Annotated in this window: 15 protein-coding genes; 7 read left to right on the forward strand and 8 right to left on the reverse strand. The window is 45.9% G+C overall.

The features are described 5' to 3' along the window. Window positions 1-121 precede the first annotated feature (121 nt). The 5 genes from rsxD to gloA all read left to right on the forward strand — a co-directional run bounded on the left by rsxD (window position 122) and on the right by gloA (window position 3,748). Complete coding sequence (gene rsxD / locus AACR75_RS00900) at window positions 122-1,168, forward strand: electron transport complex subunit RsxD (protein WP_047688364.1); 1,047 nt, start codon at window positions 122-124, stop codon at window positions 1,166-1,168. A gap of 8 nt (window positions 1,169-1,176) precedes the next feature. After that, window positions 1,177-1,815 (forward strand): electron transport complex subunit RsxG, encoded by a 639-nt coding sequence (rsxG, locus tag AACR75_RS00905; protein ID WP_013857283.1) that lies wholly within the window; start codon window positions 1,177-1,179, stop codon window positions 1,813-1,815. Beyond that, window positions 1,808-2,500: an electron transport complex subunit E gene (locus AACR75_RS00910; RefSeq protein ID WP_010318468.1), complete on the forward strand. Its 693-nt coding sequence runs from the start codon at window positions 1,808-1,810 to the stop codon at window positions 2,498-2,500. Before rsxG ends, AACR75_RS00910 begins: the two co-directional genes overlap by 8 nt. A 27-nt stretch (window positions 2,501-2,527) precedes the next feature. Beyond that, on the forward strand, window positions 2,528-3,163 hold the full coding sequence (gene nth / locus AACR75_RS00915; protein ID WP_010318469.1) for an endonuclease III: 636 nt from the start codon (window positions 2,528-2,530) through the stop codon (window positions 3,161-3,163). Between the two features lie 168 nt (window positions 3,164-3,331). Next, window positions 3,332-3,748, forward strand: coding sequence for a lactoylglutathione lyase (gene gloA, locus AACR75_RS00920; RefSeq protein ID WP_013857285.1), 417 nt, complete (start codon window positions 3,332-3,334; stop codon window positions 3,746-3,748). A 107-nt stretch (window positions 3,749-3,855) separates the two neighbouring features. Here the strand turns inward: gloA and motY are convergent, their stop codons facing one another. Beyond that, window positions 3,856-4,737, reverse strand: a complete 882-nt coding sequence (motY, locus tag AACR75_RS00925; RefSeq protein ID WP_013857286.1) for a flagellar protein MotY — start codon at window positions 4,735-4,737, stop codon at window positions 3,856-3,858. 202 nt (window positions 4,738-4,939) lie between these two features. On the opposite strand from motY, the gene rnt reads away from it, so the two are divergent. Together rnt and AACR75_RS00935 are read left to right on the forward strand one after the other, a co-directional pair. Beyond that, on the forward strand, window positions 4,940-5,599 hold the full coding sequence (gene rnt, locus AACR75_RS00930; RefSeq protein ID WP_010318472.1) for a ribonuclease T: 660 nt from the start codon (window positions 4,940-4,942) through the stop codon (window positions 5,597-5,599). A gap of 21 nt (window positions 5,600-5,620) precedes the next feature. After that, on the forward strand, window positions 5,621-6,946 hold the full coding sequence (locus AACR75_RS00935; protein WP_010318473.1) for a Na+/H+ antiporter family protein: 1,326 nt from the start codon (window positions 5,621-5,623) through the stop codon (window positions 6,944-6,946). Window positions 6,947-7,028: 82 nt separating this feature from the next. On the opposite strand, the gene purF is transcribed toward AACR75_RS00935, so the two are convergent. The 7 genes from purF to AACR75_RS00970 all read right to left on the reverse strand — a co-directional run. Next, on the reverse strand, window positions 7,029-8,543 hold the full coding sequence (gene purF / locus AACR75_RS00940; protein ID WP_013857289.1) for an amidophosphoribosyltransferase: 1,515 nt from the start codon (window positions 8,541-8,543) through the stop codon (window positions 7,029-7,031). A gap of 33 nt (window positions 8,544-8,576) precedes the next feature. Beyond that, complete coding sequence (locus AACR75_RS00945; protein ID WP_013857290.1) at window positions 8,577-9,068, reverse strand: CvpA family protein; 492 nt, start codon at window positions 9,066-9,068, stop codon at window positions 8,577-8,579. 61 nt (window positions 9,069-9,129) lie between these two features. Further along, window positions 9,130-9,675 (reverse strand): SPOR domain-containing protein, encoded by a 546-nt coding sequence (locus AACR75_RS00950; RefSeq protein WP_013857291.1) that lies wholly within the window; start codon window positions 9,673-9,675, stop codon window positions 9,130-9,132. Next, the gene (folC, locus tag AACR75_RS00955; protein ID WP_013857292.1) at window positions 9,676-10,941 is read right to left on the reverse strand and encodes a bifunctional tetrahydrofolate synthase/dihydrofolate synthase; all 1,266 of its coding nucleotides are present in this window, start codon (window positions 10,939-10,941) and stop codon (window positions 9,676-9,678) included. It abuts the gene before it with no gap. Between the two features lie 44 nt (window positions 10,942-10,985). After that, window positions 10,986-11,912 (reverse strand): acetyl-CoA carboxylase, carboxyltransferase subunit beta, encoded by a 927-nt coding sequence (gene accD, locus AACR75_RS00960; RefSeq protein ID WP_017043471.1) that lies wholly within the window; start codon window positions 11,910-11,912, stop codon window positions 10,986-10,988. Between the two features lie 175 nt (window positions 11,913-12,087). After that, on the reverse strand, window positions 12,088-12,882 hold the full coding sequence (gene truA / locus AACR75_RS00965; protein ID WP_026027499.1) for a tRNA pseudouridine(38-40) synthase TruA: 795 nt from the start codon (window positions 12,880-12,882) through the stop codon (window positions 12,088-12,090). Window positions 12,883-13,016: 134 nt separating this feature from the next. Then, window positions 13,017-13,842 (reverse strand): FimV/HubP family polar landmark protein (locus AACR75_RS00970; RefSeq protein WP_047688367.1); only part of this gene is annotated, 826 nt, incomplete at its 5' end.

Genomic DNA, 13,842 nt, shown 5'->3' on the forward strand with positions numbered 1-13,842 from the left:
CTCAACCTGAGGATGCCAAAAAAGCGGCAGTCGCTGCCGCCATTGCACGCGCCAAAGCGCGCAAGGCAGAGCAGCAAACGGCACAAGCGAAAAACAATCATAATTCTGAGGAGAATAATTAGTGGCCTTTTTTATTGCCAGCTCCCCCCATGCACACAGCAAACGCAGCACATCAGAGCTGATGAAGTGGGTCGCCTTGTGCGCCTTACCGGGGCTTATCGCGCAGAGCTACTTCTTTGGTTGGGGTACTCTCATTCAACTAATGCTCGCTATCATCATCGCTTTGGCTTTTGAATCTGCCGTTATGCTACTGCGTAAGCGCTCACCACTGTTGGCAATCAAAGATTACAGCGCCGTGGTCACCGCTTGGCTTCTGGCCATTGCCATTCCTCCGATGTCCCCTTGGTGGGTTATCTTTATTGGCCTTATTTTTGCCATCATTATTGCAAAACACTTATACGGCGGACTAGGACAAAACCCATTCAACCCCGCCATGATTGCTTATGTGGTTTTGCTTATCTCTTTCCCTGTGCAGATGACCAGTTGGATTGCTCCAACGGAATTAACCCCGGATCCAATCTCGTTTAGTGATGCATTTTCACTTATTTTCAGTGGCTTCAACGTAGAAGGTTTATCACTACAACAAATCCGAACAGGTATCGATGGTGTCACTATGGCCACCCCATTGGACGCCGTAAAAACCGGATTACATAACGGTGAGACTCTGCATGAAGCGATGAGCCAGCCTCAATTTAGTGGGTTAGCTGGGCTTGGCTGGGAATGGGTTAACCTTGCCTATTTAGCTGGCGGCTTATTATTGATCAAACTACGTGTGATCAACTGGCATATCCCGATTGCGGTGCTGTGTGGTTTAGTAATGGCAAGTGCTTTCACTGCGCTTATTGAACCGGGAGCAACCGCCTCACCCTTGTTTCATTTGCTCTCGGGCGCGACTATGCTCGGCGCTTTTTTCATCGCAACCGATCCAGTCACCGCTTCCACAACCGTCAAAGGTCGCTTAATTTACGGCGCATTTATTGGCATGATGATTTTCATTATCCGCAGTTGGGGAGGCTTCCCTGACGGGGTAGCCTTCGCTGTGTTACTTGCCAACATGTGTGTCCCACTGATTGATTACTACACTAAACCTCGAACCTACGGGCACTAAGGAGCGCTATGTTAACCGCCATTCGCAATAACGGTTTGATTCTCGCTATCTTTGCCTGTGCTTCAACAGGTGTTGTAGCGTTAACCCAATACCTAACAAAAGATCAAATAACCAAGCAAGAGCAGATTCAACTGCAATCGATTTTAAACCAAGTGATCCCGCACAGTTTGCACGACAACGAACTGTACAAATCCTGTACACTGGTGACTGATCCTGCACTTGGTACAGACCAACCTATGCACGCTTATATTGCCACACAAAACGGTGAACCGAGTGGACTGGCTATTGAAGCCATCGCACCTGATGGCTATAACGGCGCGATCAAGGTAATTATTGGCATCAAGCATGATGGCACCATCACAGGGACTCGCGTTCTGTCTCATCAAGAAACACCGGGGTTAGGTGACAAAATAGATTTACGCGTCACTGATTGGATATTGAGCTTTACTGGCAAGCAAGTCACTGAGCAAAATATCGAGACTTGGAAAGTGCGCAAAGATGGGGGACAATTTGATCAGTTTACTGGAGCGACGATTACGCCGCGAGCCGTCGTCAAAGCGGTGAAAAATACCGCTCAGTTTGTGAATCAACATCGAGAAGCACTATTAGCACAACCTTTTGACTGTAAAGGAGCCAGCAATGAGTGATCATAAGACACTGATTAAAAACGGGATGTGGAGCAACAACCCTGCGCTCGTTCAACAACTTGGACTGTGCCCTTTACTAGCGGTTTCTTCCACTGTCACGAATGCGCTAGGTTTAGGCGTTGCGACATTGCTGGTTCTCGTCTGTTCAAATGTCACCATCTCATTAGTACGAGATTATGTCCCCAAAGAAGTCCGTATTCCTGTGTTTGTGATGATCATCGCCGCACTAGTAACTTGCGTACAACTGTTAATGAATGCCTACGCTTACGGCCTGTACCTATCGCTAGGGATCTTCATTCCTCTGATTGTGACCAACTGTATCATCATCGGTCGCGCCGAAGCATTTGCCTCAAAAAATGCAGTGTTGCCTTCAGCACAAGATGGATTTTGGATGGGCATGGGAATGACCACTATTCTGGTCATTTTGGGCGCACTGCGTGAAGTAATTGGCAATGGTACACTGTTTGATGGTGCTGATTTATTACTGGGTCATTGGGCAACCATTTTACGCATTGAGGTCTTCCATTTTGACAACAGCTTCTTGCTTGCGCTCTTGCCGCCTGGAGCGTTTATTGGTGTTGGCTTTTTGATTGCAGCTAAAAATATCATCGATAAAAATCTGGCTGCTCGCCAACCTAAAGAACAAAAGCCCGTCATAGAACGAGCACGCGTCACTAACGCTTAGCGAAATCATAAGGAAGTTTTCCAAACGATGAATAATGTCAAACGAGTCGAGATCCTCGAGCGTTTACGGGCCAATAACCCGAAGCCAGAAACCGAGCTTAAATGGAGTACACCGTTTGAGTTACTGATCTCAGTACTGCTTTCCGCTCAAGCGACTGACGTCAGCGTTAATAAAGCCACTGACAAACTTTACCCTATTGCTAATACGCCACAAGCTATCTTTGAGCTTGGCGTTGATGGGCTAAAGCAATACATCAAAACCATTGGTTTATTCAATTCCAAAGCAGAAAACGTCATCAAAACTTGCCGTATCTTATTGGATCAATACGCAGGAGAAGTGCCAGAGAGCCGTGAAGCATTAGAATCGCTGCCCGGCGTTGGCAGAAAAACGGCCAATGTGGTATTGAACACCGCTTTCGGGTGGCCAACCATCGCCGTTGACACGCATATTTTCCGTGTTTCAAATCGAACCAAGTTTGCGGTGGGTAAAAACGTTGATGAAGTGGAACAAAAGCTGCTCAAAGTCGTCCCTAAAGAATTCAAAGTTGATGTTCATCACTGGTTGATCTTACATGGTCGCTACACCTGTGTGGCAAGAAAGCCGCGTTGTGGCAGTTGTATCATTGAAGATCTTTGCGAATTCTCTGATAAAACTGACCTATAAAATTTAACCAGATCCCCAAAAGACTCAACTCTGCAAGTAGGCAGTAAGTAAACGAATTCCTTTGAACATAGATAAACTCTGTGATTGAAGTGGGTGAATATAAGCCAACATCATCGCCACAGTGGTCGGGTGGAGATAGATATTTCATCAGAAAGTTAGGAGCTCAACATGTCAAATAGTCGTATTTTGCACACCATGCTACGCGTAGGCGATTTAGAAAAATCGATCGCGTTTTACACCAAGGTCATGGGTATGCAACTGCTTCGTACTAATGAAAATACAGAATACAAATACACATTGGCATTCCTGGGTTATGGCGATGAATCTCAGGGTGCGGTGATCGAACTGACCTATAACTGGGGCACCACAAGCTATGACCTAGGCAATGCTTTTGGCCACATCGCCATTGGTGTTGAAGATGTGTATACCACCTGTGACGCGATTAAAGCGGCTGGAGGTAATGTGACCCGTGAAGCTGGCCCAGTAAAAGGTGGCACCACGCATATCGCTTTTGTGAAAGATCCTGATGGTTACATGATTGAACTTATCCAAAACAAACAAGCATCAGCAGGTTTAGAAGGATAAGCCTCTTTGCGGCATCGGCTAGTTATATAAACTAGATGCGTAAGGTTTCCCGGATAACATCACAAAAAGCAGCCTTTGAAATGGGCTGCTTTTTTACTCTAACGTTATTAGATAATTGTTCGACCCAGTGAAATAACCACACGACGGTTTTTATCTTTGCCAATTGGTGATGCATTGTCGGCAATCGGCCTGCGTTTACCATAGCCTTGCACTTGAATGCGATCCTCAGGTAACCCCAGTGATTTAAAGTAATCTCTTAATACCTCAGCCCTACGCTCAGAAAGATCCTGACTCACTCCTCGACTATCAACAGAGTCGGTATAGGTAGAAACCAACACCAAATCAATATCTTGGTTATAGCGAATATAGTCAGCAATTTGCGCAAGCCGTTTTTGCGAAGCTTTATTAAGTTGTACATTATCGCGGTCGTAATGCAGAATCGTAAATGAGATATCTTCAAAACTGTACGTCAGTAAATTGCTCACACAATCGCTAAACACGTTGTACTTCTCTTGAAAAAGAACTGACGAGAGAGCGACTTCAATGCGCTGATCTCGGCTTTGCCAATCTTGGTAGCTAAAGGTTGGATAGCGTCCTTTTTCCAATTCACTGAGTAGGCTCCAAGCGGTTTGACCACCGATGTAACCATCGAACTGTTTGAAGAATTGCAAATTGGTAATACGGTCTGCACTCTCACCCGGACGCCAACTCGGTGGTAATGACACTAAACTTACATTGCGAGTTTCGCCCATTGGACGACGCATTTTGAGTTCGAAATCGAGATTAATCTTCTTATTCGCACGTGAAGAGAATTCAGCGTCACCGTAATTGGGGATAGGATGGACCAAACGGCACTCTAAAGGGGTATTCGTCACCATCTGCCACGTAGACTGCTGTGGTGTTGCCACATAACGCTTATCCATCGCCATAGGGGCAAAGGATGTCAGTATGCTGGTCATCACAATAGTGGCAGTAACCCATTTATTCATAACGATTTTATTCTCCGAGCGATACTACAACGATGGCGGAAAATTGCCGCTTCGCTTTCTATTGACTAAGTTAATGCAAAAATCTAGCCACATCACCACACTATCCAACGCATAGTGAAACCTGCATTTATTAACGTGTTTGGTTTTTATCGTAGAAAGAATCTGTAATAATGCCAGCCCTGTCACACAACCAAGAGCTAGCATGACTGAAGTAAATGAAGCATTGACACTGAAAAAGCGTTTCCGCGGTTATTTTCCCGTCGTCATCGACGTCGAAACAGCCGGTTTCAATGCAAAGACCGATGCACTATTAGAAATCTGCGCGATTACGTTGCGTATGGATGAACAAGGTGATCTGCACCCAGCATCGACGATTCACTTTCATGTTGAGCCTTTTGAAGGTGCCAACCTTGAAAAAGAGGCGCTTGAGTTTAATGGCATTCGTGACCCATTTAGCCCATTACGCGGTGCTGTCAGCGAAGCCGAAGCACTCAGAGAAATTTATAAGCTAGTCCGAAAAGAGCAACGCGACAATGACTGTAGCCGCGCGATCATGGTGGCGCACAATGCTACCTTTGACTTGAATTTCGTGATGGCAGCCAGTGAACGCTGCAAGCTAAAACGAGTCCCTTTCCACCCTTTTGCGACTTTTGATACCGCTGCGCTAAGTGGTTTAGCCTATGGGCAAACCGTTTTGGCCAAAGCGTGCAAATCCGCTGGGATGGAATTTGACAATAGAGAAGCGCATTCAGCGCTATACGATACGCAAAAAACAGCCGAACTTTTTTGCGGTATCGTCAACAAATGGAAGGCCCTTGGCGGATGGCCACTTGTTGAACCTTCAGAAAACAATAACAAGTAAACACAACTAACCGAGAAATATATGAATCCTGTAGTAATTTCTGTATGCATCATGCTGCTTCTTGCGCTGATGCGGGTCAATGTCGTCGTCGCACTGACATTTAGTGCGATCGTCGGTGGTTTAGTTGCAGGGATGAGTTTAAATGACGCTGTTTCTGCATTTGAAAGTGGCTTAGGTGGTGGTGCAACCATCGCACTAAGTTATGCGATGCTAGGCACCTTTGCCGTCGCGATTTCTAAATCTGGTATTACTGACTTACTGGCGCAAAACGTGATTAAGCGTATCCATGGCAAAGAGCATGGTGCGGCCACCACAGGTTTGAAGTATGCGGTTCTGGTCGCGCTGGTTCTAGTTACCATGTCATCGCAAAATATCATTCCTGTCCATATCGCCTTTATTCCGATTTTAATTCCACCGCTATTGGGCGTCTTTGCCAAGCTGAAGCTTGACCGCAGGCTGATTGCTTGCGTGCTCACTTTTGGCCTTATCACGCCCTATATGGTCTTGCCTGTCGGCTTTGGTGGGATTTTCCTCAATAACATCTTACTCAAGAATTTACGCGATAATGGCCTTGAAAACGTGACGGCAAGCCAAGTGCCGATAGCCATGCTGCTACCCGCCGCTGGGATGATTTTTGGCTTACTGGTCGCCATTTTCTTTACCTATCGTAAACCTCGCCAGTATCAAGAGACGGAACATACTGTCATTAATACCGAACCAAAAGCGATCAACAAAAAGCATATTTTGATTGCCGCGCTCGGTATTATCACGGCACTTGCCGTGCAACTGTCCACAGGTTCGATGATCATCGGCGCACTGGCTGGTTTTATGGTCTTCACTTTTGGTGGTGTGATTGCATGGAAAGAGACGCACGATGTATTCACCAAAGGTGTACATATGATGGCAATGATTGGCTTTATTATGATTTCAGCGGCCGGATTTGCCGCCGTGATGAAAGCCACCGGTGGCGTTGAGTCTCTGGTAGAAGCCTTATCAGTAAGCATCGGCGACAATAAAGCTTTATCCGCTTTATTAATGCTGATCGTCGGTTTGTTGGTCACTATGGGCATTGGTTCATCCTTCTCAACGATTCCAATCATCGCAACCATTTACGTGCCCCTTGCCCTCGCCTTTGGCTTTTCGCCTATGGCGACCATTGCGCTAGTGGGTACCGCTGCTGCGTTGGGCGATGCTGGCTCTCCAGCGTCAGATTCCACCTTGGGGCCAACGTCAGGCCTAAATGCAGATGGCCAGCACGAACATATTTGGGAAACAGTGGTTCCAACCTTCATCCATTATAATATTCCACTGATTGTGTTTGGCTGGATTGCGGCAATGATCCTTTAGTCAAACCCTGTTAACGAGCACAAAAAAGGCTTCCTAGATGGAAGCCTTTTTCTTTGCAGCCTATTTGGGGAGATGCGCTCGATTACGCGCCTTCGTTATGAATCTCTAGGTTGGCGAGATCTTGCTGGATTTCTCGAACCGTTTTTGCATCGTCGCTGCGCATCGATTCAAGAAAATCAAGATACTGCTGATCAATATCGCCCGTGACGTATTCGCCGTTAAATACAGATGCTTCAAATTTTGCAATATCGCGGTTACCCATACCGACGGCATCCACCAAATCTTCCAGATTTTGGAAAATCAGAGCATCGGCACCAATTCGCTGCGCAATTTCATCGGCATCTCGGCCATGAGCAATCAACTCGTTAGCACTTGGCATATCAATGCCATAAACGTTAGGGAAACGGATCTCAGGCGCGGCTGACACCATGTACACCTTGTTTGCACCAGAATCACGAGCCATCTCAATAATTTGCTCTGACGTAGTTCCACGCACTATCGAGTCATCCACTAGCAACACGTTTTTGCCCTTAAATTCAGAACGAATCGCATTGAGTTTACGTCGCACTGACTTTTTACGCTGTTGCTGGCCCGGCATAATAAATGTGCGGCCAACGTAGCGGTTTTTAACAAAACCTTGGCGATATGGAATATCAATCGCTTGTGCAATTTGCAATGCGATATCACACGAAGTCTCAGGAATGGGGATCACGACATCAATATCTAAGTCAGCAAATTCGTTCTTGATGCGCTCACCCAACTTTTTACCCATTTCTACGCGCGCGCTGTAAACCGAAATTTTGTCGATAAACGAATCTGGGCGGGCGAAGTAGACAAATTCAAAAATGCATGGGTTAAGTGTTGGATTATCGGCACATTGTTTAGTAAATAGCTGGCCATCAAAGGTCGCATACACCGCTTCTCCGGGGGCAAGGTCACGCACAAAATCAAAGCCGACAGCATCTAGCGCCACCGACTCAGAAGCGGCCATGTATTCGGTACGGCCATCAACTTCACGTTTACCTAAGCAGATAGGACGAATACCATGCGGGTCACGAAACGCGATCATCCCATGCCCAATGATCATCGCGACAACAGCATAAGCACCGCGAATGGTGCGATGTACATTAGCGACAGCACGAAACACATCTTCTGCGGTTACATTGCCTCTGACTGTATCAATTTCATGCGCCAAGACGTTAAGCAGCACTTCGGAATCTGAAGTGGTATTGATATGGCGACGATCTTTTTCAAACAACTTCTGGCGTACTTCGTTGGCATTGGTGAGGTTGCCGTTATGAGCAAGTGTGATACCGAACGGGGAGTTAACGTAGAAAGGTTGAGCTTCTGAGGCACTCGAACTACCCGCAGTAGGATAACGCACATGCCCAATACCCACCGTTCCTTGAAGACGCTGCATGTGTTTTGCTTCAAAGACATCTTTCACTAAACCGTTCGCCTTACGCAGACGGAAACGATTGCTTTCTATGGTACAAATACCAGCGGCATCTTGGCCACGATGCTGCAATACCGTTAACGCGTCATAAATTGACTGGTTTACCAGCGTTGTACCCACGATTCCAACAATACCACACATGTCCTGATCCTCGATTTGCGACAGTAACTGGCGCTAAATCGCGCCAGAGAGAAAACTTGATGTTGCTTGTAAGTGCTCAAAGAACGGCGCAATGATACGGCTAAATTCCGGTACCAATTGCGAGCTCTTCCACCACTCTGAATTTGGAAATGCGGTAAACGCATCCATAAAAAACAAGGCAGCTGAAACAATCAACACACCACGCAATGCTCCAAAAACAATGCCCAGTACCCGATCAGTTCCTGATAGGCCCGTTTTTTGTACCAATTGAGCAATCACATAGTTAATGATCGCTCCGACAATGAGTGTTGCAACAAACAGTGCTGCGATGGCCGCGCCATTACGGAACATGTCATCTTTGATATTTGAAAAATACACCGCAAGTTTTGCGTAGTATTGGCTGGCAATAAAAAATGCACCGAACCATATCACTAATGACAACGCTTCTTTAGCAAAGCCACGGACTAAACTGATCAATGCCGATAGGCCGATCACACTTAAAATGACAATATCTAACCAATTCATGAGTTCTACATCTTAAGTTGGCGCGCATTTTAACAGAAAAAAACGCGACGCAAACGTTTTCTTATGGGTTTAGTGGTTTAAATTTGAGCAATTGACCTTTTGCACCGGTAATTTTTTCCAGTTCTAAGAGTTGACGCTCAAGCTTGGTTTTGGAAACATCTGGACCAATAATGATCCGAGTGAAGCCATTTTCTTGCTTAGTATGAGCTTGATAACCCCGTTTTTGCAGATCTTTAACCACGGTTTTTGCGTTTTCGGCATTCTTTAATGCCATCAACTGAATGAGCCAAGCACTATCTTGGTAATCATTTCTTTCCGCCGTTTCTTTCACTTTCACAGTGAGTGGCTTGCTCTGCGTTGCTGCGTCGCTCTGGTTAGTTTGTGCGATCACTTCCACAGGCGAATCGGGCAACGCGACTTGATCTTCAACGGGGTCGAGAATTTCAAACTTCTCTACGTCGCTGTCTAATTCGGGCTTAATTGGGATGCTGGCGATATCTTCTTTGTAGTGGGTCTTTTTGCCATCCAATACATCAGGTAACACTATCACCCCTATCGCCACCAATATAATTGTTCCTACCAAGCGGCTCTGAAACTTACTTGCCATTTATACTCCTTTGTTCTGCCAGTGCTCTAATACTTCACCCACAGTATGAAACGACCCAACCACGATAATGACATCATTGCTATCGGCTTGTGTCATCGCGGCTTCAAAAGCGCTGACTGGGTTAGCAAACGGTTTAACGCCAGGCTCAAGGTACTGACACAGTTCATTCGCTTGCGCGGCTCTAGGGCCACTTAATGAAGCAGGATACCAAACGTTAGCGATTGATTTCAGTTGATGAAGCGTGGCCTTCACATCTTTATCATGCAGCATGCCAATCACCACATGGACCTTTTTGTGTGCGTAACGCTGTTTGAGCTGCGCCACCAAATATTCGGCCGAATGGGGATTATGTGCAACATCAAGAATGATTTCTGGGCTATCACTGATTTTTTGCATCCGCCCAGCAAGTGTTGCGTTGCTAAGCCCATTGACGATATTGACATCACTCACAACCAAACCGGAGCAGCCGAGTGCCATTAATGCCGTAGCCGCGTTAGGCAAGGGCAAGCGAGGGAGCGGTAAATCAGATAACTCAAATGGACCACTTCGCCAATTCCACGTTGTTTCAGAGGCCAGTTCATAGGAAAACTGAATACCGACTTGGTACATCTCCGCACCAATATCATCGGCATGCGCTGCAACCGTTGGTGGTGGCTTAGGCTGGCCGCAAATGGCGGGTTTACCTGCGCGATAAATCCCCGCTTTCTCATAGCCAATAACATTGATGTCATCGCCGAGCCAATCCACGTGATCAATCGCCAAGCTGGTGATCACAGAAACATCGTGATCCACGATATTGGTCGCATCAAGTCGGCCACCTAGCCCAACTTCCAATAAAATGACATCCACCGCTTGCGTTTGAAATAAACGCAGCGCCGCCAATGTACCGAACTCAAATAGGCTTAGACTGATGTCACCCCGTTGCGCTTCAACAAAAGCGAAGGCTTGCGTATGCTGTTCATCGCTGAGCTCAAGCGCATTAATACGCACGCGTTCGTTATAACGGATAAGATGAGGTGAGCTATAAACGCCCACGCGATAACCTGCATCCAATAAAATGGCTTCCATCAATGCACAGGTCGAGCCTTTGCCATTCGTTCCAGCCACGGTGATTACGGTAGGTGCAGGTTTAATAAGATTCGCTTTTTGAGCCACAGCTTGAACACGATCCAAGCCAAGGTCGATAGCGGAGGTATGAATATTCGCTAAATAATCAAGCCACATCGCAAGAGAGGATGTGGCTTGTGGGATAAGGTTTTGAGTCATCTAACGTTTATAACCATTAAGCAGTTAGTGTGTTAGTGCCTACTTTACCCTTTTTCGTGCGCTTCTGGTACAGCGTAATCAGGTTCAGTCGGTGAATCGTCAACAGAAACGACCAATGGTGAGCTGTGATTGGTCAATTTAGCGATCAATCCACCTACGCGTTGACGCATTTCACGGCGATCGACAATCATATCAATCGCACCATGCTCAATTAGGAATTCGCTGCGTTGGAAACCTTCAGGTAGATCTTCACGTACCGTTTGTTCGATAACTCGACGACCTGCAAAACCAATCAGTGCTTTAGGTTCTCCAATATTGATGTCACCAAGCATCGCTAAACTTGCAGATACGCCACCCATGGTCGGGTCCGTCATCACTGAGATATAAGGTAAGCCTTTGCTTGATAAACGTTCAAGCGCCGCACTGGTTTTTGCCATCTGCATCAATGACATTAACGCTTCTTGCATACGCGCGCCGCCACTGGCAGAAAAGCAAACCAAACCACAGTTGTTTTCTATAGCGGCATCAACAGCTCGTACGAAACGCGCACCAACTACAGACCCCATTGAACCACCCATAAAAGAAAATTCAAAAGCACAAGCAACCAAAGGCATACCCAATAGTTCGCCTTGCATCACCACAAGAGCGTCTTTCTCGCCACTGCTTTTTTGAGCAGCTGAAAGGCGTTCTTTATAACGTTTTGAGTCTTTAAATTTGAGTTTATCTTGCGGCTCTAACTCGTCACCAATCTCAACACGATTCTGTTCATCAAGAAAAGTCTCTAAGCGGCGACGTGCTTTCATGCGCATGTGATGATCACATTTAGGGCACACTTCCAAGTTACGCTCAAGCTCAGCGTGATATAACACTTGCTCACAAGAAGTACATTTAGTCCAAACCCCTTCAGGGATGGATGCTTTACGCGAAGTTACGATATTGCTTTTTTCTAAAATCTTTTCAAGCCAACTCATGGAAGACCTTTACTCTTAACTCTCTCGCGTGATTGCGAAAGATACAAATTTGGGATTTATGCGTGAGGATTAAAACATATAAAATGCTTAGTGTAGACAAAAAACTGGTTGTACCTATTTTCTGGCTGTCATTTCCACACACGTCACGACTCTGTTTTGGACACTTTACGCGTTATTAGTTCAAATTATCAGCTAAAAATAGCGGCCCAAGCGACTCTTTTGGTAAAGAAAATTCTTCTGGATAATCAACAGCAACCAAATATAATCCTTCCGCTTTGGCTGTTGCACCTGCCAGTTTTCTATCTTTGGCTTCAAGCAGCCATTTTATCCATTCGGGAGGCTGCTCACCCCGGCCGACAACGATGAGGCTACCGGTAATATTTCGCACCATATGATGGACAAAAGCATTTGCTTTAATGTCGATGACGACATAGTTGCCATGCCGAGTCACATTCAAATGCATGACGTTTCGCCAAGGACTATTCGATTGACAATGCACAGCGCGAAAAGAGGTGAAATCATTTTCGCCCAATAAAAGCTGCCCTGCTTGCTGCATTTTCTCAACGTCTAAATCGCCATGATAATGACTGACACCTGAAGATAATATGCCAGGGCGATAAGCATGATTATAAATGATGTAGCGATAACGGCGTGCTGTAGCCGAAAAGCGAGCATGAAAATCGCTTGAAACCTCAGTTGCCCAACGAACAGCGATATCTTTTGGTAAATGAGCATTGACACCCATTGTCCAAGCGACCATTTTTCGGCAAGCCGTAGTATCAAAATGTATCACCTGCCCTGTGCCGTGAACCCCTGCATCGGTGCGCCCCGCACACAATACTTCAACCGGATGGTTCGCCACAACTGTGAGTGCTTTTTCTAATTCTTCTTGGACACTTTTAACGTCACGTTGTCGCTGCCAACCATAGTATTGAGAACCATTGTACTCAATACCTAAAGCGATTCTCATCATCTGATTCTCTTTGAAAATGGGTCGGGCAGTATAATCGCAATCAAAAAAAAATTCTAATCGACAGGTCATCTGCAAGTCAGAAAAGGCTATTCAATAACAACGAGGCCGTATGTTCACGGCCTCGTTTGTTTTTAAGCTCGGCGATTAATGCTGTCAATCAAGGATTTCGCTTCTCGTCGAATATCATCACTACCATCAACAATCGCTTCCTCTAACAGTTTTATCGCCCCTTTATCATCGTTCATCTCGATGTAAATTTTGGCGAGGTCAAGCTTACCCGCCGCCTCAGAGTTATTGTCTACATCGATATCACCAATGTCACCAATCACATCCGGAAATTCACTTAAACCAACATCTAACTTGAGTTCTTCATCTTCAGGGCTGATCCCCTCTTCACCCTCAACTTGAGCCATTAGCTCATCGATGGTCATGTACTGGCTCTTTTGGGCTTCAAAATCATCGAGTTCATCTTGAATTCCCCAGTTTTCATCAAGAATTTGAGGCTCGTCGGTTTGGATCTCATCGTTCCAAACGGCAAGCTCTTCTTCAGGCACGTCATCTGGGATGGAAGCTTGTTGATCTGGCGTTAAATTAAAACCGTTCCAATCTTCACCGCCTACCTCTAACATTGCATCAATATTCATACCAGCACTATCAATGGTACGAGCATCTAATGGTCTATCAAAAGAGAATGGCGCAGAAGATACACTTTCCTCATCTAGCCAATCTTTTAAGGCTTTCTCATCGAACTCCTGTTTTGAAACACTCTGCAATTGGTCTGCGTCATCATCTTCTAAAAGCGGCTGTTGATCTGTTTCTAGTGCTGGTTCGTTAATTGAAGCAAGTGCATCTTCTTCACCGAATTCAGGTAAGGATCGCTCGTCAATCGCTTCAAAACTTTCTTGAGCAACAGGCTCTGACGCCGCTTCTTGAGGCTCGGCTATCGCATCCGCTAGC

The organism is Vibrio sp. ZOR0018, assembly GCF_963865925.1.
Classification (GTDB): Bacteria; Pseudomonadota; Gammaproteobacteria; order Enterobacterales; family Vibrionaceae; genus Vibrio; species Vibrio anguillarum.